Raw genomic sequence first — 26,413 nt, 5'->3', positions numbered from 1 at the left:
GTGGCCCAGGAGGTGCTGCTGCCCAAGCTCGGGCTGACGATGGAGGAGGGCACCATCGTCGAGTGGGTGGCCAAGGCCGGCGACGTCGTCAAGAACGGCGACGTCCTGCTGCGGCTGGCCACCGACAAGGTCGACGCCGAGGTGGAGGCCGAGGGCGAGGGCCGGTTCCAGCCCGTCGTCGACGAGGGGACGACGCTGCCGCCCGGCGCGCTGATCGCCTGGCTGCTGGAGGGCGACGAGCAGCCCCCGGCCGCGCCGTCGCCCGCCAAGGTCGCCGCCCAGGAGTCCCCGGCCGCGGGTGACGTCGGCGAGCTCCAGCTCACCGGTCCCGCATCCGCCGCCGCCGTCCCCGCCGGGCGGCTGCTGGCCTCGCCCAACGCCAAGCGGGTCGCCGCCGAGCACGGCGTCGACCTGACCACGCTGCGCGGCACCGGCCCGGGCGGCCGGATCGTGTCCGAGGACGTCGAGGACGCGCTCGCCGCGGCCCGCGCCGCCGCGCCACCGCCGGTGCCACCCCCGGCCGCCCCGGCCGGCGGGGTCGTCTCCCCGCTGGTGCGGCGGCACGCCCAGGCCTCGGGCGTCGACCTCAGCCAGGTGCGCGGCTCCGGGCTGGGCGGCCGGATCCGCCGCGCCGACGTCACCGCCGCGGCTGCCGTCGCTCCGCCGCAGCCCACACCGGCGGCCGCCGCCGGCCCGCGGGCCGGCACGGTCGTCCCGCTGACCGGCATGCGCGGGGCGATCGCCCGCAACATGCACGCCAGCCTGCAGGAGATGGCCCAGCTGACCCACGGCTACGAGGCCGAGGTCGGCGACCTGCTGACGCTGCGCGAGCACCTCAAGCGGGAGTGGGCCGGCACCGGCCTCCGGGTGCCGACGATCAACGACTTCGTCGTCCGGGCCGCCGCGCACGCGCTGCTCGAGCACCCGGTGCTCAACGCGACGGTCAGGGACGACGGGATCCACCTGCTCGAGGAGGTGCACGTCGGCGTCGCCGTCGCGGTCCCCGACGGGCTGCTCGTCCCGGTCGTGCGCGACGCCGACAGGCGCGGGCTGGTCGACATCGCCGAGCAGACCCAGGCGCTGGCCACCGCCGCCCGCGAGGGCCGGCTCACCCTGCCGCAGCTGGAGGGGGCGACCTTCGTGGTCACCTCGCTGGGGTCCTACGGCGTCGACTTCTTCACGCCGGTGGTCAACCCCGGCAACACCGGGATCCTCGGCGTCGGCCGGGTGCGCGACGGCGTCCGGTGGGAGGGGGAGGTCCCGCACCGGACGTCGGTGCTGACGCTGAGCCTCTCCTTCGACCACCGGGCCGTCGACGGCGCGCCCGCCGCCGAGTTCCTGCGCACGGTCAGCGGCCTGCTGGCCCGGCCCCACCTGCTGCTCGCCGGCTGACCCCCACCGGAGGACCCGTGGCCCCCACCCCGGTCGACGCGACGCTGTTCGCCTCCCTCGACCCGCCGCGGCTGGCCGGCAGCCGGTGCCCCGACTGCGGCACGGTCACCTTCCCGGCGTCGACGTCCTGCCCGCGCTGCATGAGCCGGACCATGGCGCCGCACGCGCTGCCCGACCGCGGCACGGTGTGGACCTGGACGGTGCAGGGCTTCGCGCCCAAGCCGCCCTACGTCCCGCCGGCCGGCGGTTTCCGCCCGTTCCCGGTCGGCTACGTCGACCTGGGCGAGGTGCTGGTGGAGGCCCACCTGACCGCCGACCCCGCCCGGCTGTCGATCGGCACGCCCGTGCGGCTGGTGCTGCAGCCGGCGTTCGAGGCCGACGGCGGCCCCGTCGTCACCTACGCCTTCGCACCCGTGGAGGAGGACGCATGAGGTCCGACGACGTCTTCGTGGTCGGCGGCGGCCTGCACCCCTTCGGCCGGCACGACGGGGTCAGCGGCCTGGACATGGCCGAGACCGCGCTGCGGGCCGCCCTGGACGACGCCGGCGTGGGCTGGGCCGACGTCGACCTCGCCGTCGGCGGCAGCAACGTCTCGGGCAAACCCGACTCGCTGGTCGCCCGTCTCGGGCTGACCGGGGTGCCGTTCACCACCGTGAAGAACGGCTGCGCCACCGGCGGCGTCGCGCTGGCCACCGCGGTGAGCGCGCTGCAGTCGCGGCGGGCCGACCTGGTGGCCGTGGTCGGCTTCGACAAGCACGAGCGCGGCGCGTTCGCCGCCGACCCGGCGGCCTACGGGCTCGGCAGCTGGTACGCGCAGACCGGGATGATGGTCACGACCCAGTACTTCGCGATGAAGACCCGGCGCTACCAGCACGAGCACGGGCTCTCCGACCTCGCTCTCGCGCGGATCTCCGCGCGGGCCTTCCGCAACGGCGCGGCGCACCCGCTGGCCTGGCGGCGGCACCCGTGGACCGAGGAGGAGGTGCTGGCCGCGGCGCCGGTCAACGACCCCCTGACCCAGTACATGTTCTGCCAGCCCAGCCAGGGCGCCGTGGCGCTGGTGCTGGCCCGCGGCGACCGGGCCGGCGACCTTAGCGACCGCCCGGTGCGGCTGGCCGCGGTCACCCAGCGCACCCGCCGGTTCGGCTCGTTCGAGGTGTTCTCGCCGTGGCTGTCGCCCGACCCGTGGCACAGCCCGAGCGTCGACGCCGCCGCGGCCGCCTTCGCCGAGGCCGGCATCTCCCCGGCGGAGGTGCAGGTGGCGCAGGTGCAGGACACCGACAGCGGCTCGGAGCTGATCCACCTGGCCGAGACCGGGCTGTGCAAGCACGGCGAGCAGGAGCAGCTGCTCGCCGACGGCGCCACCGACGTCGACGGCTCGCTGCCGGTCAACACCGACGGGGGCTGCCTGGCCAACGGCGAGCCGGTCGGCGCCTCCGGGCTGCGCCAGGTGCACGAGGTGGTGCGGCAGCTGCAGGGCCGCGCCGCCGGCGCCCAGGTGCCCGGCGGTCCACGGGTCGGCTTCACCCACGTCTACGGGGCCCCCGGCCTGTCGGCCTGCGCCGTCCTCACCGTGGACGCCGCATGAGCGCGCCCGACCTCGACACCTGGCGGGCCGGCGTGCGCAGCTGGCTGTCGTCGACGCTGCCGCCGCGCGACCCCGGCGCCGACGAGGGCCCGCCCGACCTCGCGGTGTTCCGCAACATCCCCGACGAGGAGGAACGGCGGCTGCTCGACGCGGTCCGCGCCTACCGCCGCGCCCGCTACGACGCCGGCTACGGCGCGCTGACCCTGCCGGAGGAGCAGGGCGGCGCGGGGCTGCCGGCGTCGTTCGCGATGGTGATGGCGCAGGAGGAGGCGGCGTTCGCCGTGCCGCCGTCCACCGAGCTGATCAGCGTCACCACCGGCCTGGTGGGCCCGGCGGTGGCGATGTTCGGCACCCCGGAGCAGCGGCGCAGCTACGCCGAGCCGTTCCTGCGCACCGACCTGCTGGCCTGCCAGCTGTTCAGCGAGCCGGGCGCCGGCTCGGACCTCGCCGCGCTCGGCTGCCGCGCCGTCCTCGACGGGGAGGAGTGGGTGGTCGACGGGCAGAAGGTGTGGACGTCGGGGGCCCGGCACGCCGACTACGGGCTGCTGCTGGCCCGCACCGACCCCGACGTGCCCAAGCACAAGGGGATCACCGCCTTCCTGCTGCCGATGGACACCCCCGGCGTGGAGATCCGGCCGATCCGGCAGATGAGCGGCGGCGCGTCGTTCAACGAGGTGTTCCTCTCCGCCGTCCGCGTCCCCGACGACCTGCGCATCGGCGGGGTGGGGGAGGGCTGGCGGGTGGCCACGGCGACGCTGTCCTTCGAGCGGACGGCGTCGGGCTCGGGCACCCGGCGCAAGGGCGGCACGTTCGCCGACGTCCTGGCCGTCGCCCGCTCGCGCGGCCGCACGGGCGACCCGGTCGTCCGGCAGGCGCTGGCCGACCTCTACGTGCGGACGGCGCTGCGGGCGGCGACCGCCGAGCGGGTGGCCCGCGCCGCGGCCGCCGGCGTCTCGCCCGGGCCGGGCGCGTCGATCGGCAAGCTGCTGGCCTCGGACCTGCTGGTGCGCACCGGGGAGACCGCCGCCGACCTGCTCGGCCCGCGGATCACCGCCGACACCGGCGTCCCCGGGACCTACGCCTGGACCGAGCACGTGCTGGGCGCGCCCGGCTACCGGCTCGCCGGCGGCACCGACCAGATCCAGCGGAACATCATCGCCGAGCGGGTGCTCGGCCTGCCGCCCGAGCCGCGGGTGGACAAGGACGTCCCCTGGTCCGGCCTCGGCCGCAGCTGACGGGCTCGCCCGGCATCGGGTGGTGTGCGGGAGTGGCGCATTCCCGTGGCCGGAATGCGCCACCGGCGCACATCGCCCGGGGTGGGCGCGGCCACGTGCCCCGCGGCTGCGGGTGCTACCAGGCCAGCAGCCGGGCGAGGCGCTCGCGGTGGTGGGCGGCGCCGCCGAGCAGGACCGCGTCGGCGCGGGCCCGCCGGAAGTACAGGTGGGCGTCGTGCTCCCAGGTGAAGCCGATGCCCCCGTGCAGCTGCACGGTCTCGGCGGTGACCGCGCGGAAGGCGTCCGAGCACCACGCCTGCGCCACCGCCGCGGCCTCGGCCAGCGCCTCGGGCGAACCCTCGGCGTCGAGCGCGCGGGTCACGGCCGAGCGGCAGGTCTCGACCAGCACCAGGAGATCGGCGCAGGCGTGCTTGACCGCCTGGAAGCTGCCGATCGGCCGGCCGAACTGGCGGCGCTCCCTGACGTAGCCGACGGTCGCCTCCAGGCAGGCCTCGGCGCCGCCGAGCTGCTCGGCGGCGAGCGCGACCGCGGCGACGTCCAGGGCCGCCGGGACGACGGCGCCGGCCGAGCCGCCGGTGGTCAGCCGGGTCGCCGGGGCGTCGGTGAACGTGACGACGGCGGAAGGCCGCGACAGGTCGAGGCTGTCGAGCGCCACCGCGGCCACCCCCGGCCCGGCGTCGACGGCGAACAGGTCGACGCCGTCGACGGTGCGCGCGGCGACGACGTGCAGCTCGGCGCCCGCGGCCCCGGGCACAGCGGGCAGGACGCCGTCGACGGTGCCGGCGTCGGCGGTCAGCTCCACCGCGGCCGGGTCCCAGACGCCGTCCGGGCCGGTCACGCCCAGGGCGGCCACCGCACCGGCGGCCACCCGCGCGAGGACGTCGTCCGCCCCCGCCGCGGCCAGCACCTGCCCGGCCAGCACCGTGGAGGTCAGGAACGGCACGGGCAGCAGCGCGCGGCCGAGCTCCTCGCAGACCGCGGCGACCTCGGCCAGGCCGCCGGCGCCGTCCACGCGCTCGGGCAGCCCGAGCCCGGCCAGGCCGATGTCGCGACCGACGACGCCCCACAGCCCGGCGTCGAAGCCCGGTCCGCCGGGGTCGAGCCGGCGCACCGCCTCCGGCCCGCCCGCGTCGCGGCACACCTCCCGGACGGCGGCCCGCAGGTCCTGCAGGTCCGACTCGCGCTCGGCGTCCAGCACCGTCATGCGTCGTCCTTCCCGGCCGCGTGCGCCGCGGCGAGCCGGGCGATCGGCACGCGCTGCGGCGAGCAGGAGACGTAGTCCAGGCCGAGCGGGGCCAGCCGCAGGATCGAGACGGCGTCCCCGCCGTGCTCGCCGCAGACCCCGAGCTTGATGCCGGGCTTCACCGATCGGGCCTTCTCGACGGCGATGGCCACCAGCGCCCCCACGCCGTCCGGGTCGAACTCGGCGAACGGGCTGGCCGAGAGCAGGCCCTCGCCGATGTAGTGCGCCAGCAGCCGGCTCTCGACGTCGTCCCGGGAGAACCCGAAGGTCATCTGGGTGAGGTCGTTGGTGCCGAAGGAGAGGAAGTCGGCGTGGGCGGCGAGCTGGTCGGCCATCAGCGCCGCCCGCGGCGTCTCCACCATGCTGCCGACCAGGTAGGGCACCCGGACGCCGGTCTGCCGCTCCACCCGGTCGGCGGCCCGGTGCACCTGGCCGATGGCCAGCTCCAGCTCCTGCGGGATCGACACCAGCGGCACCATCACCTCGAGCGACGGCGTGATCCCCTCGCCGGTGACGGCGACCCACGCGGAGAACAGCGCCTCCGCCTGCGCGGTGTAGAGCTCCTCGTTGAGCAGCGCCAGCCGCACCCCGCGCAGCCCGAGCATCGGGTTGACCTCGCGCAGCTCCACCGCCCGGCGGGCGTGCGCGGGGTCGTCGTACTCCTCGTCGTGCGGTAGGAACTCGTGCAGCGGCGCGTCGAGCAGCCGCACCGTGACCGGCCGGTCGCCGACCGCCCGCAGCAGGGCCGTGAAGTCCTCGCGCTGGGCGTCGGTCAGCGCCCGCAGCGCCTGGCGGTGCGCGTCGTCGTCCTCGGCGAGCAGGAAACTGCGGACGACGGGCAACCGCTCGCCGAGGAACTGGTGCTCGGTGCGGCACAGCCCGATGCCCTCGGCGCCCAGCCGCATCGCCACCTCGGTCTCGCGGGCGGTGTCGGCGTTGGTGCGCACCCCCAGCTGCCGCTCGGAGTCGGCCCAGCCGAGCAGGCAGTCGAGCTCGGCCGGCGGCTCGGCGGGGCGGATGTCGATGGCGCCGAGGTAGACCGTGCCGCTGCGCCCGTCGACGGTGACCCGGTCGCCCTCCCGGACCGTGTGCCCGCGGGCGCTCACCGTGCCCTGCACCCGGTCGATGGACAGCTCGGTCACGCCGCAGACGGCCGGCTTGCCGGCGCCGCGGGCAACCACGGCCGCGTGCGAGGCCAGCCCGCCCGCGGTGGTCACCACCGCCGCCGACGCGACGAGGGCGGGCACGTCGCCGGGGGTCGTCTCGGTCGACACCAGGACGGCGGGCACCCCGCCGGCGGCCAGCTCCAGGGCCCGCTGCGCGCTGAGCGCCACCAGGCCCGAGGCGGCCCCGGGGGAGGCGGCGAGGCCCTCGGCCAGCTGCTGCTCCGTCCCGGTGAGCCGCAGCTGGGCGTGCAGCAGCTCCTGCACCACGGGCGGGCGCACCGAGCGCACCGCGGCCGACCGCTCGATCGTGCCGGCGTTGGCGAGGTCGACGGCGAGCCGCAGGCCGGCGCGCGGGCTGGGGTGGTCGAGCGCGGCGGCGGACAGCAGCGCCAGCTTGCCGTCGCGCAGCTCGAAGGTGACCGAGGCGACCGCGCGGAAGTGGTGCTCGAGCGTGGCCAGCGTGTGCCGGAGCAGGTCGGTGCCCTCGGGCAGCGCCGACAGCGGCTCCCCGGCACCGGCGGCCACCTTGCGGCTCACCCCGCGGTGGAAGGTGCCGTGCGGCTGCAGCGCGCCGGTCTCGGGGTCGCGGCTGCTCGCGGTGCCGTGCCCCGACCGCTCCCACGGCCCGACGTGCAGCGCCTGCACGTGCAGCGCCAGCCCGAGCTCGTCGGGCAGCTTCTGCGCCCGCCGGGCCCGCCGGCCCCGGGGTGAGTCCCACCGCTTGAGCAGCGCCCGGGCGGCCAGGGCGAGCTGCTCGGCCGGGTCGTCGGGGAACGGCGCGGTGCCCTCCTTCTCGATCAGCTCGAGCAGGGCGAGGACGCCGGCGGTGCCCTCGGCGGAGGCGAGCGCGTCGTCGACGTCGTCCGGGTCGACGTCGAGGGCGTCGACGGCGATCAGCGTGAGCACGCCGGTCCAGACCTCGTGCAGCTGCTGCTCGCGGCCGATGAGGTCGGCGATCGCGTCGGCGTTGCCCCGGTTCACGCCCAGCGCCGGCACGTCCGGGGGGAGGCCGGTCGCCGGCACCGGGGTGCTCGGCACCAGGCGGAGCAGCAGCGGGCGGTCGGTGGACCCGACGACGCGGCCGGTGAGCTCCTCGACGAGGTCGACCGCCTCGCGGGCGACGGCGACGTCGGTGAGCTCCCGCGACCGGCTGACCGGCACGGTCACCCCGGTGACGGTGGGCAGGCCGAGCGCGACCAGCCGGTCCATCTGGTCGCCGTGGACGCCGAGCTCCTCGGGGCCGAGGCCCCGGACCCGGCCCTGCCCGTAGGGGACGAGGTTCGCGACGCGCACGGGCGGGGTCGGCATCAGACCTTCTGACCGCGGACGAGCTCCGCCTCCAGCCGCTCGTCCTCGGCGCGGCTGATGCCGAGGAGCAGCAGCAGCTCCTGGTGCAGGTGCATCCACACGGTGTGGTACGAGTGCGACAGCGGCGAGGTCAGCGCGCCGGGGTCGCCGTCGTCGAGCTTCTCCAGCGCCGCGGTCAGGTCCGCGCGGTAGTGGCCGAGCCGCGGCTGGACGTCGGACATCCGCCGCAGGATCCGCCCGATCGCGTCGTCGACGTCGTCGAGGCGGTCGCGGACGCTGGCGTCGTACGCCGCGTCGGCGTGGTCGTTGGCGGAGCCGTCGGGCTTGAGCTGCCAGGCCGAGCAGACCTCGCGCAGCTCGTGGTTGACCGGCAGGAACTTCTCGAACAGCGGCCGCAGCGCGCGCTCCTCGTCACCGCCGGCGGGGAGCCGGGTGGCCTGCTGCGCGGCGGTGATGCCGTCGGCGGTCGGCATGATGAGCGGCCCCTTGGCCATGGCCAGCCCCAGGTCCACGAGCTGCTGCTGGGCGGGGGAGAGCGCCCCGCGGTGCATCCCCTGCACCACCAGCGCGACCAGCGCCTCGCGCGTGGTCTCGTCGAGGGAACGGGGGGCGGGGGCGTCGGTCATGCCTGCGGTTCCTGTCGTTCTCGGGGGAGCCGCCGCGCGTCGGTGGACAGCGGTCGTCCGGCGGCGTGTGACACACGACATAGTCACAGTTAGAGGAGACGAGGTCAAGAAACCACCGGCCTGCCCTTGCCCGGCGACGTGGCCGACTTTATGGTCACGCCACCAAGAAACAGGTCGGACCGGAGGTTGCCGTGACCGTCGCTGGACTGCGTGCCGTGGAGGCGCTCTCGGGTCGTTACGCCGAGGTCGTGGCGAGCCTGACGCCGGAGGAGTGGTCCCGGCCCAGCCGGTGCGCGGGGTGGTCGGTGCAGGACCTGGTGGCGCACACCGGGTCGAACTTCAAGGTGCTGGCCGAGCCGCCCGACCCGTCGGCCCCGGCGCCGCAGGTGGAGACCGCGGAGCAGCTCCAGGACCTGCTGGTGGAGCAGCGGCGCGGCTGGTCCGCCGAGCAGGTGGCCGCCGAGTTCCGCGACTTCCTGGGGCCGGCGCTCGGCGCCCTGAAGGCGGTGCAGGACGAGCCCGTGGCCTCGGCGCCGCTCACGCTGACCGACCTGGGCACCTACCCGATGCACGCGCTGGCCGACGCGTTCGCCTTCGACCTGTGGTGCCACTTCACCGTCGACCTGCTGGCGCCGGGCGGTCCGGTCGAGCGGCCGCGCCCCGAGCCCACCGACGACGTCCTCGGCCCGGGCATCTGGTGGATGCTCACCGGGCTGCCGCAGATGTGCCGGCCGGTCTCGCAGGTGCTCGACCGGCCGCTGGGGCTGCGGCTGACCGGACCCGGAGGAGGGGAGTGGACCCTCGTCCCGGGCGACCCGCTGACGGTCGAGGCGGGGCTGCGCGACCCGGTCGCGACGGCGACGTCGTCCGCCACCGACTTCGTGCTGTGGGGGACGACGCGGACCCCGTGGCGGGAGTCGGTGCAGGTCGAGGGCGACCGGGCCTACGCCGAGCGGGTGCTGGACCGGGTCGACGTCGTCTGACCGTCCGGCACCCGGTCGCGGACGTAGGAGCCCGGGGCGTCCTCGAGGGCCGGGTGGGCGGCCGAGCCGGGCGCGGCCGGCGCCGGGACCTCCTCGCCGGAGCGCGCCAGGACCCACTCCGCCCACGCCTCCCACCAGCTGCCGGTGCGCCGCTCGGCCGTGTCGAGCCAGGCCTGCGGGCTCGATCCGGGCGGCCCGCCGGTCCAGTAGCTGGCCTTGGGGTTGCCCGGCGGGTTGACCAGGCTCTGGATGTGGCCGGCGTTGCTGAGCACGAAGGTGCTCGGCCCGGAGAGCAGCTGCGTCGTCCGGTAGCAGCCGTCCCACGGGGTGAGGTGGTCGGTCACCGCGCCGGTGACGAACGTCGGCACGGTGATCCGGCTGAGGTGCACCGGCGTCCCGAGCACCTTGAGCGCGCCGGAGCGGACCAGCCCGTTGTCCTTGAAGATCTCGAGGAACTGCTCGTGCAGCCGGGCGGGCAGGTTCGTGCCGTCGGCGTTCCAGGCGAGGATGTCGAACGCCGGCGGGTCCTCGCCCAGGAGCCACTGGTTGACCAGGTAGTTGAAGACCAGGTCGTCGGGGCGCATCCACGTGAAGACCGCGCCCATCTGGCGGGCGCTGATCACCCCGGCCCGCCGCGAGTTGCGCCGGGCGACGTCGAGCAGCCGGGGGGCCGAGAAGGCGCCGATCGGTGCGCGGCTGTGGAAGTCGTGCAGGGTGACGGCGTAGCCGGCGCTGTGCACCCGCTCGTCCCCGGCCGCGGCGAGGTGGTTGAGCGCCGTCGTCGCGAGGATGCCGCCGGCGCAGAAGCCGAGCGTGTTGACGTCGGGGGAGCCGGTCACCTCGCGGGCGACGTCGATCGCCTCGAGGACCTCGCCGGCGTAGGTGTCGAGGTCCCAGTCGGCCTGCTCCTTCGTGGGGTTGCGCCAGCTGACCAGGAACACCTGCAGCCCCCGGCTGACCGCGTACTCGACGAAGCTGCGGCCCGGGCGCAGGTCGAGGAAGTAGAAGCGGCCGATCGGCGGCGGCACGACGAGCAGCGGGCGCTGCCGGACGTCGGGCGTCGACGGGTCGTACTGGATCACCTCGGCGACCGGGCTGCGGTACACCACGGCGCCCGGGGTGAGCGCCAGGTCGGTGCCGACGGTGAACGCGGACCGGTCCACCTGGGACGGCAGGCCGCCGTTGCGGCGCAGGTCGGTGAGCAGGTTGCCCAAGCCGCGGCGCAGGCTGGCGCCCCCGGTGTCGAACGCGCGCTTGAGGGCGGCGGGGTTGCCCAGGAGCGTGTTGGTGGGGGCCATCGCGCTGGTCAGCGCGTTGACCACGAACCGGACCTGCTCCACCTCGCGCCAGTCGGCACCCGCGGTCTCGAACTCGTCGACCAGGCGCCCGAGCGACCCGGTGACGGCGAGGTACTCCTGGAGCAGCCGCCGGTACGCCGGGTTCGCCGTCCAGGCCGGGTCGGCGAACCGCCGGTCCTTGGGCGCGGGCGCGAAGTCGTCGGTGCCGCGGAGGATGCGCACCGTGTCCCGGCCGAGGCGGACGGTCTCCCGGGCGAGCGGCCGGGGCTGGGCGAGGGCGGCGAGCAGGCCGCGGGCGAGGCCGCGCGGGGAGGGGAGACCGACGGGTTCGGCCCCTTCCACCGAGGCCAGCGCCTCCGCCTCGCTCTGCGGGACCTGGTCCGATTGCCGCTGCTCGGTGGTCGTCATGCCGGCTCCCTCGGTGTGAGCTGCATCACTTCTGCCCCGACCCTAGGGGGTGCGCGGCCGGGTGGCACGGGGAGAGGCCTGGTGTGCGGCGCGGGGCCCGACCACCATGGGGCGATGCCCTTCGACGTCGACCGGCTGCTGCGCCTGTGGACCGTGCCGATCCCCGACGACGACGCCGCCGAGGCCGCGTTCCGCGAGCTCTACTTCGACCCGGTCTCCGTCAACGGCGAGCCCGTGGGGACGCTCGAGCTGCTGGCGCGGGCGCGAGGGCTGCAGGCGGCGCTGGAGTGGCCGACGATCCGGGTGCTGTCGGTCGTCGACGGGGGCCGGCAGGTGACCGTGGTGTTCCGGTTGCGGGGCCGGCAGGTGGGCACGCTGCAGACCTCGGTCGGGCCGGTGCCGCCCACCGGCGGCGTCGTGGAGCTGCGCACCATCGACGTCCTCACCGTCGACCGCGACCGGGTCCGGGAGGTCTGGACGGTCGCCAACGAGCTGGGCGCGCTCGCGGCCGTCGACGCCGTCTGGCTCCCCGGCGGGCACCAGTCGAACGGGGTGCCGGCCGACTACAAGCCGTGGGAGCACGCCGAGAGCGAGGGCCTGCACCACCACTGAGCCGGTCGGCGTCGACGCCCTCGTGCGCACCGGTGCGGTGTCCGGGGTGCGGGACGCCGCCCGCGTGCGTTCGAGTGCGCTACGAGCGCGTCAGCCGGTCGACCGGTGGCCCGGAGTGCCGGGCGGCGAAGACGGCCAGCTCCACCGCGCTCAGGTGGCAGCCGCCCGGGCAGTCGCACCCGACGGGCCGCCTCCCGAGCCAGCCGACGGCCGCCGGCCGCCGGCAGTTCGGGCAGTCCTCCCAGGTGACCCGCTCGCTCGGTTCCATCGCTACGGCTCCCGATCCCGCGCGCCGAGCGCGCGGAGACGGGAGGGGACCCGGCCGTGCGTTTCCAACCAGGACCCCTCGGACCGGGCGTCCTTAGCCCGGAGGGCCCGTCGGAAACGCTGCGTCGGAGAACGGCTTGTTCCGGCTCGCCCCCGCACCGGATCTGCGGCCCGTCCGGAGGGTGAGAAGCCTAGACGCCGGCGAGCCGCTCCAGGCCGTCGAGGACCAGGTCGAGGCCGAAGGCGAACTCCTCGGCGTAGTCGTAGCCGGGCTGCATGACGCGCTCGACGGTGAACTCGTGGAGGTGCGGGAACTCGTCGACCGGGAACTGTGCGAGCATCACCTGCGCCAGCTCGGCGGTCTGCTCCGGGGTGTCGAAGGGCAGCTGCCGCTCCTGCAGGCAGAAGCCGTAGACGTAGCTGTCGATCGCCGAGAAGGCGTGCCCGGCCAGGGCGACGGAGAAGCCGGCGCCGCGCAGCACGCCCAGGACGGCGTCGTGCGCCCGCAGCGTGGCCGCGCCCGGGTGGACCCGCGACTCCAAGAGCCCGTTGGCCCACCGGTGCCGGGTCAGCGCCGCGCGGACGGAGAACGCCCGCTGCCGCATCGCCGTCCGCCAGTCGACGCCGGTGGGCAGCTCCACCTCGCCGAACACCACGTCGACCATGCCGTCGAGCAGGTCCTCCTTGTTGCGCACGTGGTGGTACAGCGACATCGCCTCCACCCCGAGCGCCTGCCCGAGCCTGCGCATCGACAGCGACTCCAGCCCGCTCTCGTCGGCGAGGGCGACGGCGGTGCGCAGCACGGCGTCTCGGGTCAGCGGCACGTTGACAACCTTACGATGTAAGCATCAGACTTACGCCGTAAGTCACCCGACGACGGGAGGAGCGCCATGACCGCCACGCTGGGCACGACGATGACCGCGGTGGTGCAGAGCCGGTACGGAGCGGACCCGGACGCGGTGCTGGGTCTCGGCGAGGTCGCCGTCCCGTCGCCCGAGGACGGCGAGGTGCTGGTGCGGGTGCACGCCTCGAGCGTCGACCGCGGCACCTGGCACGTGATGGCCGGCGAGCCCTACGCGATCCGGCTGGCCGGGTTCGGCGTGCGCCGGCCGAAGCACGCCAACCCCGGCCGGAACCTGGCCGGCACGGTCGTCGCCGTCGGGGCGGGGGTCTCGGGGCTCGCGCCGGGTGACGAGGTCTGGGGCACCGGGACGGCGACCTTCGCCGAGTACGCGCTGGCCCGGCCGGGGAGGCTGGCCCGCAGGCCGGCGGGCCTCTCGTCCGCCGAGGCCGCCGCCGTCCCGGTGTCGGGCGTGACCGCGCTGCAGGCGGTGCGCGACCACGGCCGGGTGCAGGCGGGGGAGCGGGTCCTCGTGGTCGGCGCGTCGGGCGGGGTGGGCAGCTTCGCCGTCCAGATCGCCGCAGCCGCCGGTGCGGAGGTGACCGGGACGGCGCGGACGGCGAAGCTCGACCTGGTGCGCTCGCTCGGCGCGGCGCACGTCGTCGACCACACCCGCGAGGGGCTGGGCGAGGGCTACGACGTCGTCCTGGACACCGGCGGCAACCGCCCGCTGGCCGAGCTGCGCCGGCTGCTCACGCCGCGGGGCCGGCTGGTCGTCGTGGGCGGGGAGGACGCCGGCCGGTGGCTCGGCGTCCGCCGGCAGCTGCGGGCGACGGCGCTGAGCCCGTTCGTGGGCCAGCGGATGAGCACGTTCGTCGCCTCGGAGAACGCCGCCGACCTCGACGCCCTGCGCGAGCTGGTCGAGTCGGGCGCCGTCCGGCCCGCGGTCGACCGCAGCTACCCGCTGGCGGAGACGGCGGCCGCGGTCCGCCGGCTGCTGGACGGGGAGGTCGCGGGCAAGGTCGTCGTCACGATCGGGTGAGCCCGCCGCCGTCCGCGACCGGCCTACCATGCCCGGCGTGCGTCCGTTCCTGCTGCTCGCGACGCGCGCCGAGGACGAGGCCGCGGACGACGAGTACGCCGCCTTCCTGCGGTTCTCCGGCCTGCCGCCCGAGCAGCTGCACCGGGTCCGCCTGGAGGCCGCGCCCCTGCCCCACCTCGACCTCGGCGACTACGCCGGGATCATGCTCGGCGGCAGCCCGTTCAACACGACGGACCCGGCCGACCGGAAGTCGGCGGTGCAGCGGCGGGTCGAGGGCGAGCTGCGCCGGCTGCTCGACGAGGTGGTCGCCCGGGACTTCCCGTTCTTCGGCGCCTGCTACGGCGTCGGGACGATCGGCGCGCACCAGGGCGGCGTGGTCGACCGCACGTACTCCGAGCCGCTGTCCTGCGTCTCGATCGAGCTGACCGCCGAGGGCCAGGCCGATCCGCTGCTCGCCGGGGTGCCGGAGCGGTTCGAGGCCTTCGTCGGGCACAAGGAGGCGTGCTCGGTGCTGCCGCCGTCGGCGGTGCTGCTGGCGACGTCGGCCGCCTGCCCGGTGCAGATGTTCCGGGTCGGCGCGAACGTGTACGCCACCCAGTTCCACCCCGAGCTCGACGCCCCCGGCATCTGCAGGCGGGCGCGGGTCTACCAGCACTACGGCTACTTCCCGCCCGACGAGCTCGAGCAGCTCGTCGCCCGCCTCTCGCTCGGCGTGGTCACCGAGCCCGGCCGCCTGCTGAAGAACTTCGTCGCCCGCTACGCCTGAGGCCGGGGAGGCGCCGCGCCGTCAGCCGACCTCGAAGAAGTCGAAGGTGACCGACCGCGGCTGCCGCGTTCCGACGCCGACGAACACCCGGGTGGTGAGGCGGACCAGCCGGGGCGCGGCCGTCTCGAACCGCGGCGTGCTGCGGAAGTAGATCCGTGCCGGGTCGACCGGCTCGTCGCGGCGCAGCCGGGCGATGTCCTCGGCCGACCCGGTGCGCAGGCCGACGTTGTGCACGGTGACCAGCTCGCCCGCGTCGCTCTCCAGCACGTACCGCGCCTCGACCTCGGTCTCGGTCTCGGTGCGGATCAGCTGGAAGTCGGCGCCGCCGGGCAGCACCCGGCCGTCGAACAGGCCGGACACGGTGCCGCCGGTGATCGGGACGACCCGGCGCAGCCCGGCCGGGGTCGGGCCGACCTCGAGCGGTGCGGCGACCTCGACCTCGAGGTGCAGGATGTGGGTGAGTCGCGGGGCCTCAGGCACGCACGAAATCCAGGGGCACCGACCGGGTGCCCCACTCGGCCCAGATCGCCATCTCCGGCTCACCGGCCAGCCGGAAGCCGGCGCTGCGCGCCAGCGCCTCCTCCAGCGTGATCGTCATCATCATGCGGGCCAGCGGGGCGCCGGGACAGCTGTGCGTGCCGCGGCCGAAGGAGATGTGCTGGCCGATGTTGGGCCGGTTGAGCACGAACTCCTCGCCGCGGGGGAAGACCCGCTCGTCGCGGTTGGCCGAGGTGTAGACCAGGGCGATCGGGTCGTCCTTGCGGATCAGCTGGCCGGAGAGGACGACGTCCTCCCGTGCCGTGCGGGCCATGCCCCGGTACGGCGAGTAGAGCCGCAGGAACTCCTCGACGGCGGCGGGGACGAGGGCCGGGTCCCTGCGCAGCCGGTCCTGCAGCGCGGGGTCGCGGGACAGGTGGACGAACATGTTCCCGGTGAACACGCTGGGCGCCACCATGCCGGTGACGATCAGCTGGCGGACGCAGCCGAGCACCATGTCGGCGGGCAGCGGCGCGCCCTCGTACTCGGCCGCCAGGAGGGCTGCGGTGAGGTCGTCGGCGGGGTCGTAGCCGCCCGCCCTGCGCTCGTCGATGATGTCCTGCGCGATCTCGTACAGCCGCCGGCTGAGCTTCTTCACGACCTCGTGGTCGAGCACCTGGATCGCGTCGACGTAGGTGCCGCTGACCTTCTTGATCTCCTCGGACGTCTCGACCGAGAGGTTGAAGAAGTGCGCGAAGACGTGCGCGGGGAACTTGTGCGCGTACTGCTTGCAGACGTCGACCCAGCGGGCGTCGAGGAGGGGCTCGAGCAGGTCGACCGCGACCGCGCGGACCTGCGGCTCCATCGCCCGCATCTTGGGCGGGGTGAAGAACGAGTTGATGACCCGCCGGTAGGCCATGTGCTCCGGCGGGTCGAGGTGCAGCGGGGGCCGGACGCCGGTGAAGGCGAACTTGGGGATCGCGTTCTGCTTCGACGTCGTGAAGTGCTCGATGTCGGTGATGACCTCCAGCACCTCGTCGTAGCCGAGCGCCGCCCAGAACCCGCCGTACTCCTGGCTGCGGGCGATCGGGCAGCGGGGCCGGAGGTCGGCGAACTCCTCGTGGGCGCTGGTGAACGTCTCGCCCGGCCGCACCGGGTCGAAGTCGTGGTCCGCCCGGCGGGCGTCGTCCGCGGTCATGGGCAGCAGTGAACCCGACCGCCGACAATTTCGCCAGTCTGTTGACGGGCGTCGATGATTCGGCAAACATGTGCCAGAGTTCGACGGCGTGACCCCGGTCACCGCTCCGGAACGCCGGTGGATCGCCTCCCGCACGGCGAAGCAGCTCGCACGACGCGCACAGAGAGACAGGCCGACGCGATGACGCCCGACACGCCCACCGCTTCCTCGACGCCGGTCGTGGAGGTGACCAACCTCGTCAAGCGCTTCCGCCGGGAGAGCGGCGCGGTGGTCAACGCCATCGACGACGTGACCTTCGACGTGGCGGCGGGCGACTTCGTCGTCCTGCTGGGCCCCAGCGGCTGCGGCAAGACGACGCTGCTGCGCGCCATCGCCGGCCTCGAGACGCCCGACTCCGGCGCCATCACGATCGGCGGGCGCGCGGTCTACTCCTCGGCCGACCGGGTGGACGTGCCGCCGGAGCGCCGCGACATCAGCATGATCTTCCAGTCCTACGCGCTGTGGCCGCACATGACGGCGTTCAAGAACGTCGCCTACCCGCTGCAGAGCCGGCGCGGCCGCAAGCCGGCCAAGGACGAGATCGCCCGCCGGGTCCGGCAGGCGCTGGAGCTGGTCGGGGTCGGCGACCTCGAGCGGCAGTACCCCGGCCAGATGAGCGGCGGCCAGCAGCAGCGCATCGCCCTGGCCCGGGCGCTGGTCAGCAACGACGAGCTGGTGCTCTTCGACGAGCCGCTGTCCAACGTCGACGCCAAGGTCCGCGAGCAGCTGCGCTTCGAGCTGGTCTCGATGCAGCGGGAGCTCGGCTTCTCGGCCCTGTTCGTCACCCACGACCAGACCGAGGCCATGGAGCTCGCGCACCGGATCGCCGTGCTCGACAGCGGCCGGATCGCCCAGTTCGGCACGCCGCAGGAGATCTACCACCGCCCGGCCACCCGCTACGTCGCCAAGTTCATCGGCGCGATCAACGAGGTCGTCGGCACCGTCGCCGCCGTCGACGGCGACGGCGTGGTCGTCGACTCGGCCTACGGCAGGTTCGTGGGGAGGACGCCCGGCCGGCGCTTCTCCGTCGGGGACCGGGTGGCCGCCATGTGGCGGCCCGAGCGTGGGCTGCTCACCCGCGAGGAGCCGCAGACGGTGAACCGGTGGCCCGGCCGGGTCAAGGCACCGCTGTTCGTCGGCTCGCACACCGAGTACGTGGTCAGCGTCGGGCAGTCGGAGACCGACGTCCGCCTGTGGAGCCCGCGCTCGGACCTGGTCGCCGCCGGGTCGGCGGCCTGGGTCTCGGTGGACGCCGACGACGTCCTGGTGCTGCCCGTCGACGAGCCGGCCGAGCCGCCCGCCGCCGATCCCGCGGCCGCGCCGTCCGCCCCCGCGATGGTGCCGGCGTCGTGAGCACCGCCCTCCTCGACCGTCCCCGCCCGGACAGCACGCAGAGCCCGGCGCCCGCCCGGGCCCGCCGCCGCCTGCGGCTGCCCGGCCCGTTCGACGCCGTCACCCTGCTGATCGCCGCGGTGCTCATCGGCATCGTCGTCGTCCCGCTGGGCCGGGTGCTGGTCCGGCTGTTCTGGGTCGACGGGTCGCTCACCCTCGACCCCGTCCGACGCACCCTCGCCGTCCCCGACCTGGGCAAGCTGCTGCTCGACACGCTGGTCCTGGTGCTGGCCAGCGCGCTGCTCGCGTTCGTCATCGGCGTCGCGCTGGCCTGGCTCAACGAGCGCACCAACGCCCGCATGGGGCTGCTCACCGACGCCCTGCCGCTGCTGCCGTTCCTGCTGCCGCCGGTGGCCGGCGCCGTCGGCTGGACGATGCTGCTCTCCCCGCGGGCCGGGCTGCTCAACAGCTGGATCCGCGACTTCCTCGCCCTCTTCGGCGTGGACATGCGCGAGGGCCCGCTGGACATCAACTCCTGGTACGGGCTGATCATGGTGATGGCGTTCTACGCCGTCCCGTTCGTCTTCATGAACGCCTCGGCCGGGCTGCGCAACCTCGACCCGGCGCTGGAGGAGGCCTCGCGGCTGTCGGGCTCCGGCACGTTCCGCACGCTGCGCAAGGTGACCCTGCCGGCGGTCGCGCCGAGCCTCGGCGCCGGCTTCCTGCTGGCCGTCTGGTTCGGCGTCGGCATGTTCTCGATCCCGGCGATCATCGGCACGCCCGCCGACATCGACGTGATCTCCGTGCGCATCGTCGAGCTGCTGACCTTCACCTTCCCGCCGCAGACCGACGTCGCGATCGGCCTGTCGGGCTTCGTCGTCCTCTTCGTCGGCCTGGCCTACTGGCTGCAGCTGCGCATCCTGCGCCGCGGCCGGTACGCCACGGTGGCCGGCAAGGGCGCTCGCGCGAAGACGATCGACCTGGGCGCGTGGAAGTGGCCGGCCCGGCTGCTCGTCCTCGGCTACGTCGTCGTGTCGACGATCCTGCCGATCGTCGCCCTCGTCCTGGTCTCGCTGAACGGGTTCTGGACGCCGAACATCGCCTGGGACAACCTCAGCTTCGCCGCCGTCTCCGAGGCGGTGTTCCAGGACGCGACCACGCTCGAGGCGCTCGGCAACAGCCTGGGGCTGGGGCTGGTCGGCGGCCTGATCGGCATGGCCGGCGCGGCGATGATCGCGCTCTACGTCTCGCGCAAGCGCACCGCGCTGGCCAAGGGCATCGACGTGGCGGTCAAGCTGCCGGCCGCGATCTCGAACATGGTCATCGCCGTGGGCATCCTGCTGCTGCTCGCCGGCGCCCCGTTCCACCTCACCGGCACGCTGCTGATCCTGCTGATCGGATACCTCGCGCTGTACCTGCCGCAGGCCTCGATCGCCGCCGACGCGGCGGTCAGCGGGGTCGGCAAGGAGCTGCCGGAGGCCTCGGCCATCTCGGGGGCGCGGCCGTTCCGCACCTTCCGCAAGGTGTACGTGCCGCTGATGATCCCGGGGCTGGTGGCGGGGTGGGCGCTGCTGTTCATCCGCATCGTCGGCGACCTCACCGCCTCGGCGATCCTGGCCGGCACCGCGAACCCGGTGGTCGGGTTCCGCATCCTCGAGGTGTTCACCAGCGGGTCGTTCGCCCTGCTGGCCTCGCTGTCGACGGTGCTGGTGCTCATCACGGGCACCGTGCTCGTCGTCGTCCTCGCCTACACCCGGCGCAAGTCGAAGCTGGGCGTCAGCGCCCGGGTCGGCGGGGTGTGATGGCCAGCCCGGCGCCGGACGACCTCTTCGCCCCCGACCCCGGCCTGCGGCCGGAGAGCCTGCTGCTCACCTTCTTCGGCGCGCACGTGCTCGGCCGCCCGCTGATGGTCGCCTCGTCGAGCGTCCTGGACGTGATGGACCGGGTCGGCGTCTCGCCGCACGCCACCCGCTCGGCGCTGGCCCGCATGGTGAAGAAGGACCTGCTGGTCAGCGAGCGGCAGGGGCGGCCGGTCTACTTCGGCCTGACCCCGCGGTCGGCGGAGGTGCTCAACGACGGGGCCGTGCGCATCTGGCGCAGCGGCGCGGTCAACCGGCACTGGGACGGCCGGTGGACGCTGCTGAGCTTCTCGCTGCCCGAGTCGTGGCAGCGGCAGCGGCACGAGCTGCGGTCGCGGCTGCTGTGGGCCGGCTTCGGGCCGTTGCAGGGCGGGCTGTGGGTCGCGCCCGCGACGGTCGACGTCGAGCGCCTGCTCGACGGGCTCGAGGCGGCCCGCCACGTGCGCGCCTTCCTCGCCTCCCCGGCGACCGGCACCGACGTCGCCGCCATGGTGTCCGACGCGTGGGACCTGCCGCAGCTGGCCGAGCGCTACGAGACCTTCATCGAGCGGTGGGACGGCGGCGCCGCCCACCGGGCCCACACCGACCCGCTGGGCCGCCAGCTGGCCCTGCAGGCCGAGTGGCTGCGCGCGATCCGCACCGATCCGCGGCTGCCGGTCGAGCTGCTGCCCGCGCCGTGGCCGGCCGAGCGCGCCCAGGAGCTGTTCCACCGGCTGCACGCCGAGGTGGAGGTGCGCGCCCGGGCCACCGCTGCCGAGCTGCTGCAGACGATCCCGGTGCCGGCCCGGTGAGCGACTTCGACCCGCTGGCGTCGGACGCGCCGGACGACGCGCTGGCCACCTACGCGCAGCTGCGGGCGACCTGCCCGGTGGCGCACACCGACGCCTACGGCGGCTTCTGGGCGCTCACCCGGTACGCCGACGTCGCGGCCGCCGCGTCCGACTCCCGCACCTTCATCTCGAGCGTGCGCGCCGTCGTCCCGAGCGACCCGCGGGGGCTGCGCCGTCCGCCGCTGAACTTCGACGCCCCGGCGCACACCCCCTACCGCAAGGCGCTCGACCGCACCCTGCAGCGGACGCGGATCGCCAGGCTCGAGCCGCGGCTGCGGGAGCACGCCGCCCGCGCGCTGGCGCCGCTGGTGGCGCGCGGCTCCGGCGACGTCGCCCAGGAGTTCGGCGCCCGGTTCCCGGCGTGGGTCACCACCGAGTGGCTGAACCTGCCCGACGACGTCGCCCCGCAGCTGGCCGACACCGCGACCGCCTGGGTCCGCGCCTGGCGGCGGATGGACGGCCCGGTCGTGAACGAGATGAGCGAGCGCATGTACGGCATCGCCCGCGACCTGGTGCGCGCCCGGCGCGAGGCGCCGCTGCCGGTCGAGGAGGACCCGGCCAGCTCGCTGCTCGCCGAGCGCGTCGACGGGCAACCGCTGGACGAGGAGCACCTGGTCGGCGCGCTGCGGCAGAGCCTGGTCGTCGGCATGGTCGCCCCGCCGATCCTGCTCGGCTCGATCTGCGTGCACCTCTCCCGCGACCAGGAGCTGCAGGCCCGGCTGCGCGCGCACCCCGAGCTGGTGCCCGCCGCGGTCGAGGAGTTCCTGCGCCTCCACACCCCGTACCGCGGGTTCGCCCGGACGGTGGCGCACGACGTCGAGCTGCACGGCCGCCGGATCCGGCCCGCCGAGCCGGTGACCCTGGTCTACGCGTCGGCCAACCGCGACGCCGAGCAGTTCCCCGACCCCGACGCGTTCGTGCTCGACCGGCCGAACATCGCCACCCACCTCGCCTTCGGCCGTGGCCGGCACCGCTGCGCCGGCATGCCGCTGGCCCGCCTGATGGTGCTGATCGCGCTGCAGGAGCTGCTCGCGGCCACCGCCGGGTTCGAGGTCGACGGACCCCTGGAGGGCGCCCGGATGCCCGAGATCGGCTACGTGTCGGTGCCGCTGCGGATCACGGGGGTGCGCTCGTGACCGAGCGCCCGCTGTCGGGGATGGTCGTGGTCGACCTGACCAACGCCCTCGCCGGCCCGTACGCCACGCTGCTGCTCGCCGGCCTCGGCGCCCGGGTGGTCAAGGTGGAGAACCCGCACCGCGGCGGCGACCCGGCGCGCGACAACTCGCCGTACGTCACCGGTGAGGGTCTCGCGGTGCGCCGCAGCGCGCCGGAGGACATGTCGGTCTCGATGCTGGTCCGCGGCCGCGGCAAGGAGAGCATCACCCTCGACCTGCGCGACGAGCGGGGCCGCGAGGTGCTCGCCGACCTCGTGCGCCGGGCCGACATCCTCGTGGAGAACTACAGCGCCGGCGTGACCGCGCGGCTCGGCATCGACGCGGCCTGGGCGCACGCGCTCAACCCGCGGCTGGTCTACACCTCGATCAGCGGCTTCGGCGCCGACGGCGGCCCCGGGACCGGCAAGGCGATGGACACGATCGTCCAGGCGATGTCGGGCGTGATGATGACGTCGGGCGCGCCGGGGGAGCCGCCGGTCCGCCTCGGCCTGCCGATCGCCGACCTGCTGGCGCCGCTGTACGCGGTGATCGGCACGGTCTCCGCCGTGCTGCAGGCGCAGCGCACCGGCGCCGGGCAGCACGTCGACGTCTCGATGCTCGGCGCGCTCACCTCGCTGGTCGCCTGCGAGCCGTTCGACGCCTTCGAGCAGATCGGCCTGCCGCTGCGCACCGGCGCCACCGTGCCGCGGCTCGCGCCGTTCGGCACGTTCCAGGCCGCGGACGGCTGGTTCGCGCTCTGCGCGCCGGTCGACCCGTTCGCGCACGGCGTGCTGCGGGCGATCGGCCGCCCCGATCTGGTGGACGACGAGCGGTTCGCCGGCCGCGACGGCCGGGTGGCGCACGCCGACGAGCTGCACGCGCTGATCTCCGACTGGGCGGCCGGCCGGCCGGTGGCCGAGGCGGTCGCCGTCCTCGACGCGCACGGGGCCCCGGCCGCGGAGGTGCGCGACCCCAGCGCCGCGGTCCGCGACCCGCTGGTCCTGTCCCGCGGCGAGGTGGTCCGGCTGGACGGCGGCGCCGACCTGTACGGCACCGGCGTCCCGATCGTCTTCTCCGGCGAGCCCACCACGCTCGACGGGCCGGCGCCGCGGCTGGGCGAGCACTCCCGGTCGGTGCTGCGCGAGCTGTGCGGCTACGACGAGGAGCGCATCGACGCCCTGGTCGCGGCGGGGGTGGTCTGAGTGGCCGCGGTCGAGCGCCTCGCCGAGCTCTACGCCGCCCGGCCCGAGCACGTGCGCGCCCTCGGCCGGCCGGTGGTCGGCGTCGTCGGGGCCGACGTGCCGGCCGAGCTGGTGGAGGCCGCCGGGGCGGTCGCCTACCGCCTGCACGGCTCGCCGAACCTGGTCTCCGACGAGGCCCGCGAGGTCCTCGGTAACGCCCTGGACCCGGTCGCGCACGCGGTGCTCACCCGGTTGCTCGACGGCTCGCTGGCCTTCCTCACCGGGCTGGTCGTCTCCCGCGACTCCCAGTCCTCGCTGCAGCTGTTCTACGCGCTGCGCGAGCTGCGCCGGCTGGAGCCGCACCGGCCGCTCCCGCCGGTCGTGCTGCTCGACCTGCTGCACCTGCCGACGGCGCACACCGCCCGCTACGACGAGGTGCGGCTGCGGCAGCTGGCGGGGACGCTCGCCGGCTGGACCGGGACCGCGCCGACGCCGGCACGGCTGGCCGCCGCCGTCGCCGCCGCAGCGCGCGTCCGCGGCCTGCTGCGCGACCTGCGCCCGCGCGTCCCCGGCACGACGGCGCTGCACGCCGTCGGTGTCGCGAGCGCGCTGCCGGCCGCCGACGTCGTCCCGCTGCTCGAGCAGGTGCTCGCCGAGGCGGACCAGGTGCCCGGCGGACGGCGGGTCTTCCTCACCGGCAGCGGCCAGGACACCGACGAGCTGTACCGGGCGCTGGAGGAGGAGCTCGGCTGCCTGGTAATGGGGGAGGACCACGACTGGGGCGCGCTCGCCCTGCCCGCCGACCCGCCGGCTGCGGACCTCGGCGCCCTCGCGCTCGCCTACCGCGACCGCGGACCGGCCGCCCCGACGGCGTCGATCGGCCGCCGGGCCGCGGCGACGGCCGAGCGCGTCCGGGACGCCGGCGCCGACCTGCTGCTCGCCGTCGTCCGCGAGCACGACGAGGCGCCCGCGTGGGACTTCCCGGCCCAGGCCGCCGCGGTCGACGTCCCGGCCGTGCTGCTCGCCCGGCAGCCCTACCGGGTGGACGCCGACGCGCTGCGGGCCGCCGTCGCCGTCCCCGCGGGGAGCCGGTCGTGACCCGGCTCGGCGCGGCGGCGGCCGCCACGGCGTACCAGAAGGAGTGGTTCGCCGGGATCCGGGCGCGGGTCGCCGCCGGCGAGCCGCTCGCCCTGGTCAACGCCGACGCCCCGCAGGAGCTGCTGCGGGCGATGGACATCCCGTACGTGGTCAACCAGTGGTGGGCCTCGGTGGTCGCGGCCAAGCAGCGGGCGGACGACGCCCTGCAGGTCCTCCGCGACCGCGGCTACCCCGACTACAGCCGCCAGTACGACGCGATCTCGCTCGGGTCGCACTCCCTCGAGGACGCGCCCTGGGGCGGCCTGCCGCAGCCGACGGTGGTCATCGCCGAGAACAGCGGTGACGCGGCGCGCAAGGTCTTCGACCTGTGGGCCGAGCTGCCCGGCACCGACTTCTACCCCCTGGAGCGGTCCTCGGCCGTCGAGGCGCCGCCGCGGTGGTGGGAGCTGGTGCCGCACCGCTGGGAGGAGGCGTTCGGGCCGGAGCGGATCGACCTGCTCGCCGGCGAGATCACCGACCTGGCCGGCTGGCTGACCGAGCGCACCGGACGGGTCCTCGACCTCGACCGGCTGCGCGCGGTCATGGACCTGGTCAACGAGCAGGCCGAGTGGAACCGCCGCACCCGCGACCTGATCGCCGCTGCCCGGCCCACTCCGGTGCGGGTGGGCGACACGATCCCGGCGGTCATGGTGCCGCAGTGGCACCGCGGCACCGAGTGGGGCCGCGACGCCGCCCGCCGCCTCTACGAGGAGGTGGCCGGGCTCGTCGAGTCGGGCACCGCCGTCGTGCCCGACGAGCGGCTGCGGCTGATGTGGCTCGGCCGCGGTCTCTGGTACGACCTCGGCCTCTACCGCCGGTTCGAGGAGCGCTACGGCGCGGTCTTCGTCTGGTCGATGTACCTGGCGATCGCCGCCGACGGCTACCTGCGCTACGGCCCCGACCCGGTGCGCGCGCTGGCCGGCCGGTTCGCCGGGCTCACCGACCAGCTCTACACCCCGCCGTGGAGCACCGACTGGTACGTGAAGGAGGCGCGGGCGCACGGCGTCGACGGCGTCGTCCACCTGGTCGCCGACGACGTCCCGGGCAGCTGGTTCACCACCCGGGCGCTCGAGGACGCCGGCATCCCCGTCCTCGAGATCCACGCCAGCAACGCCGACCCCCGCACCGGCGGCCCCGAGCGCATCGACGCGGCCGTCAGCGACTTCATCGAGCGCCGGCTCGCCGTCCCGGGAGGGAGGCCGCCCCTGCAGGCCGACGTCCGCACCCGATGACGACCCGCACCACCACCACTCGCCAGACCCCGCGCCGACGCGGGACGAGAAAGGACACGTTGATGCGCAGCAAGAAGAGCATCGGAGCTCTCGGTGCAGGGCTCGCCCTCACCATGGCCCTCACCGCCTGCGGGGGCGGCGGGGACGACGGCGGTGGCGAGGAGGTGGCCGCGCCCACGCTGGAGAACTCCGAGGAGCTCGACGCCCTCGTCTCGGCCGCCCAGGAGGAGGGCTGCCTGACCGTCTACGGGACCGTGGACGAGACGATCCTGCAGTCGGTCACCGACGCGTTCACCGAGCAGTACGACATCCCCGTCTCGTTCGTCCGGCTGGTGTCGGCGGACCTGAGCCAGCGCTTCTCCACCGAGGCGCAGGCCGGGGCCACGGTCGCCGACGCCATCCTGCTCACCTCGTCGCCGTTCTACGGCGAGGCGCTGGGCAACGGCTGGCTGCAGCCGGTGAACGAGGCGGGGCTGCCGGCGTTCCCCGGCGAGTTCCCCGAGGAGTACACGGCCGACGACGGCGCGACGCCGATCGTGCAGCTGGTGCCGACGACGCTGGTGTACAACACCGACCTGGTCAGCGAGGCGCCGGACTCGTGGGAGTTCTACGCCGACCCGGCCAACAAGGGCGAGCTGCTGTTCGCCGAGCCCGCCTCCTCGCCGGCGAACCTCTCCTTCTGGCAGCTGATGCGCGAGGAGTACGGCGACGACTTCCTCGAGGCCGTCGCCGCGAACGAGCCGCGCTGGTACAACTCCGCCGTCCCGGCCACCCAGGGCGTCGCGGCGGGCGAGGGCGCCGTCGGCTTCCCGGGCGTCGCCGCCATCGTGGCGGGCCTGCAGGAGACGAACGCCCCCGTGGACGCGGCGGTGCTGAGCCCCACCACCGGCCCGGAGATCGGCCTCGGCCTCGCCGCCGAGAGCCCGTGCCCGAACGCCGGGAAGCTCTTCGCCAACTACCTGCTGTCGGAGGAGGGCAACACCTACTTCAACGAGGTCTCCGACGCCATCTCGCCGTTCGGCGAGGACGCGGCCGACTTCGTCCGCCCGACCCCGGTGCCCGAGGCCGAGGCGGCCGAGATCAGCGCCCTGCTCGGCGCCCCCTGATCGGCGGGGGGGGGGGGGGGGGCGGGGGGGGGGCGGGGCGGCCCCCCGCCCCCCGCGCCCCCGCGCCCCGCGCCGCGCCCCCGCCGCCCCCCG

24 protein-coding genes are annotated in these 26,413 nt (G+C 75.2%); 16 read left to right on the top strand and 8 right to left on the bottom strand.

What is annotated here, in order from left to right; genetic code table 11:
- From ACI8AF_RS19105 to ACI8AF_RS19090, 4 genes are read left to right on the top strand one after another with little or no spacing between them, the layout of a single operon-like run.
- A complete protein-coding gene (locus tag ACI8AF_RS19105) occupies positions 1-1,392 on the top strand; it encodes a dihydrolipoamide acetyltransferase family protein (RefSeq protein WP_456541327.1) in 1,392 nt (463 codons plus the stop codon).
- Positions 1,393-1,409: 17 nt separating this feature from the next.
- Complete coding sequence (locus tag ACI8AF_RS19100) at positions 1,410-1,823, top strand: Zn-ribbon domain-containing OB-fold protein (protein ID WP_456541326.1); 414 nt, start codon at positions 1,410-1,412, stop codon at positions 1,821-1,823.
- Positions 1,820-2,980, top strand: a complete 1,161-nt coding sequence (locus ACI8AF_RS19095; protein ID WP_456541325.1) for a thiolase family protein — start codon at positions 1,820-1,822, stop codon at positions 2,978-2,980. Before ACI8AF_RS19100 ends, ACI8AF_RS19095 begins: the two co-directional genes overlap by 4 nt.
- Positions 2,977-4,215 carry an acyl-CoA dehydrogenase family protein gene (locus tag ACI8AF_RS19090; RefSeq protein ID WP_456541324.1) on the top strand — a complete coding sequence of 413 codons (1,239 nt, stop codon included), beginning with the start codon at positions 2,977-2,979 and terminating at the stop codon, positions 4,213-4,215. The genes ACI8AF_RS19095 and ACI8AF_RS19090 overlap by 4 nt, the downstream gene beginning before the upstream one ends.
- 115 nt (positions 4,216-4,330) lie before the next feature.
- Here ACI8AF_RS19090 and ACI8AF_RS19085 read toward each other — a convergent pair whose 3' ends face one another.
- From ACI8AF_RS19085 to ACI8AF_RS19075, 3 genes are read right to left on the bottom strand one after another with little or no spacing between them, the layout of a single operon-like run.
- Entirely contained in the window at positions 4,331-5,419 is a 1,089-nt protein-coding gene (locus tag ACI8AF_RS19085; protein WP_456541323.1) for an acyl-CoA dehydrogenase family protein, read from the bottom strand.
- Positions 5,416-7,932, bottom strand: coding sequence for a putative PEP-binding protein (locus ACI8AF_RS19080; RefSeq protein ID WP_456541322.1), 2,517 nt, complete (start codon positions 7,930-7,932; stop codon positions 5,416-5,418). Before ACI8AF_RS19080 ends, ACI8AF_RS19085 begins: the two co-directional genes overlap by 4 nt.
- Positions 7,932-8,558, bottom strand: coding sequence for a hypothetical protein (locus tag ACI8AF_RS19075; protein ID WP_456541321.1), 627 nt, complete (start codon positions 8,556-8,558; stop codon positions 7,932-7,934). The genes ACI8AF_RS19080 and ACI8AF_RS19075 overlap by 1 nt, the downstream gene beginning before the upstream one ends.
- Before the next feature lie 191 nt (positions 8,559-8,749).
- On the opposite strand from ACI8AF_RS19075, the gene ACI8AF_RS19070 reads away from it, so the two are divergent.
- Positions 8,750-9,541, top strand: coding sequence for a maleylpyruvate isomerase family mycothiol-dependent enzyme (locus ACI8AF_RS19070; RefSeq protein WP_456541320.1), 792 nt, complete (start codon positions 8,750-8,752; stop codon positions 9,539-9,541).
- Here the strand turns inward: ACI8AF_RS19070 and ACI8AF_RS19065 are convergent.
- Positions 9,502-11,247: a PHA/PHB synthase family protein gene (locus ACI8AF_RS19065; RefSeq protein ID WP_456541319.1), complete on the bottom strand. Its 1,746-nt coding sequence runs from the start codon at positions 11,245-11,247 to the stop codon at positions 9,502-9,504. The genes ACI8AF_RS19070 and ACI8AF_RS19065 overlap by 40 nt on opposite strands.
- Positions 11,248-11,361: 114 nt before the next feature.
- Here ACI8AF_RS19065 and ACI8AF_RS19060 point away from each other — a divergent pair, with 114 nt between their 5' ends.
- Entirely contained in the window at positions 11,362-11,859 is a 498-nt protein-coding gene (locus ACI8AF_RS19060; protein ID WP_456541318.1) for an ester cyclase, read from the top strand.
- 79 nt (positions 11,860-11,938) lie between these two features.
- Here the strand turns inward: ACI8AF_RS19060 and ACI8AF_RS19055 are convergent, their stop codons facing one another.
- Together ACI8AF_RS19055 and ACI8AF_RS19050 are read right to left on the bottom strand one after the other, a co-directional pair.
- On the bottom strand, positions 11,939-12,127 hold the full coding sequence (locus tag ACI8AF_RS19055; protein WP_456541317.1) for a hypothetical protein: 189 nt from the start codon (positions 12,125-12,127) through the stop codon (positions 11,939-11,941).
- 190 nt (positions 12,128-12,317) lie between these two features.
- Complete coding sequence (locus ACI8AF_RS19050) at positions 12,318-12,950, bottom strand: TetR/AcrR family transcriptional regulator (RefSeq protein ID WP_456541316.1); 633 nt, start codon at positions 12,948-12,950, stop codon at positions 12,318-12,320.
- Between the two features lie 66 nt (positions 12,951-13,016).
- Here ACI8AF_RS19050 and ACI8AF_RS19045 point away from each other — a divergent pair, with 66 nt between their 5' ends.
- A complete protein-coding gene (locus ACI8AF_RS19045; RefSeq protein ID WP_456541315.1) occupies positions 13,017-14,009 on the top strand; it encodes an NAD(P)-dependent alcohol dehydrogenase in 993 nt (330 codons plus the stop codon).
- A 37-nt stretch (positions 14,010-14,046) separates the two neighbouring features.
- Positions 14,047-14,775: a glutamine amidotransferase gene (locus tag ACI8AF_RS19040; protein ID WP_456541314.1), complete on the top strand. Its 729-nt coding sequence runs from the start codon at positions 14,047-14,049 to the stop codon at positions 14,773-14,775.
- A gap of 21 nt (positions 14,776-14,796) precedes the next feature.
- On the opposite strand, the gene ACI8AF_RS19035 is transcribed toward ACI8AF_RS19040, so the two are convergent.
- Both ACI8AF_RS19035 and ACI8AF_RS19030 read right to left on the bottom strand, forming a co-directional pair.
- Positions 14,797-15,255, bottom strand: coding sequence for a DUF3237 domain-containing protein (locus tag ACI8AF_RS19035; RefSeq protein ID WP_456541313.1), 459 nt, complete (start codon positions 15,253-15,255; stop codon positions 14,797-14,799).
- The gene (locus ACI8AF_RS19030; RefSeq protein ID WP_456541312.1) at positions 15,248-16,450 is read right to left on the bottom strand and encodes a cytochrome P450; all 1,203 of its coding nucleotides are present in this window, start codon (positions 16,448-16,450) and stop codon (positions 15,248-15,250) included. Before ACI8AF_RS19030 ends, ACI8AF_RS19035 begins: the two co-directional genes overlap by 8 nt.
- Positions 16,451-16,630: 180 nt before the next feature.
- On the opposite strand from ACI8AF_RS19030, the gene ACI8AF_RS19025 reads away from it, so the two are divergent.
- From ACI8AF_RS19025 to ACI8AF_RS18990, 8 genes are all read left to right on the top strand, one after another.
- Complete coding sequence (locus ACI8AF_RS19025; protein WP_456541311.1) at positions 16,631-17,842, top strand: ABC transporter ATP-binding protein; 1,212 nt, start codon at positions 16,631-16,633, stop codon at positions 17,840-17,842.
- Positions 17,839-19,623 (top strand): ABC transporter permease, encoded by a 1,785-nt coding sequence (locus ACI8AF_RS19020; protein WP_456541310.1) that lies wholly within the window; start codon positions 17,839-17,841, stop codon positions 19,621-19,623. Before ACI8AF_RS19025 ends, ACI8AF_RS19020 begins: the two co-directional genes overlap by 4 nt.
- Positions 19,623-20,471, top strand: a complete 849-nt coding sequence (locus ACI8AF_RS19015; RefSeq protein WP_456541309.1) for a PaaX family transcriptional regulator — start codon at positions 19,623-19,625, stop codon at positions 20,469-20,471. Before ACI8AF_RS19020 ends, ACI8AF_RS19015 begins: the two co-directional genes overlap by 1 nt.
- A complete protein-coding gene (locus ACI8AF_RS19010; RefSeq protein WP_456541308.1) occupies positions 20,468-21,646 on the top strand; it encodes a cytochrome P450 in 1,179 nt (392 codons plus the stop codon). The genes ACI8AF_RS19015 and ACI8AF_RS19010 overlap by 4 nt, the downstream gene beginning before the upstream one ends.
- On the top strand, positions 21,643-22,866 hold the full coding sequence (locus ACI8AF_RS19005) for a CaiB/BaiF CoA transferase family protein (protein WP_456541307.1): 1,224 nt from the start codon (positions 21,643-21,645) through the stop codon (positions 22,864-22,866). Before ACI8AF_RS19010 ends, ACI8AF_RS19005 begins: the two co-directional genes overlap by 4 nt.
- Positions 22,867-23,943, top strand: a complete 1,077-nt coding sequence (locus ACI8AF_RS19000) for a 2-hydroxyacyl-CoA dehydratase (RefSeq protein ID WP_456541306.1) — start codon at positions 22,867-22,869, stop codon at positions 23,941-23,943.
- Positions 23,940-25,214, top strand: coding sequence for a 2-hydroxyacyl-CoA dehydratase (locus ACI8AF_RS18995; RefSeq protein ID WP_456541305.1), 1,275 nt, complete (start codon positions 23,940-23,942; stop codon positions 25,212-25,214). Before ACI8AF_RS19000 ends, ACI8AF_RS18995 begins: the two co-directional genes overlap by 4 nt.
- Positions 25,215-25,276: 62 nt before the next feature.
- A complete protein-coding gene (locus ACI8AF_RS18990; protein ID WP_456541304.1) occupies positions 25,277-26,320 on the top strand; it encodes an ABC transporter substrate-binding protein in 1,044 nt (347 codons plus the stop codon).
- Positions 26,321-26,413 lie beyond the last annotated feature (93 nt).

The sequence above is a fragment of the Blastococcus sp. SYSU D00669 genome, assembly GCF_054050715.1.
Note: the sequence above shows the minus strand (reverse complement) of the source record. Positions and strands in the feature narration are given on the sequence as shown.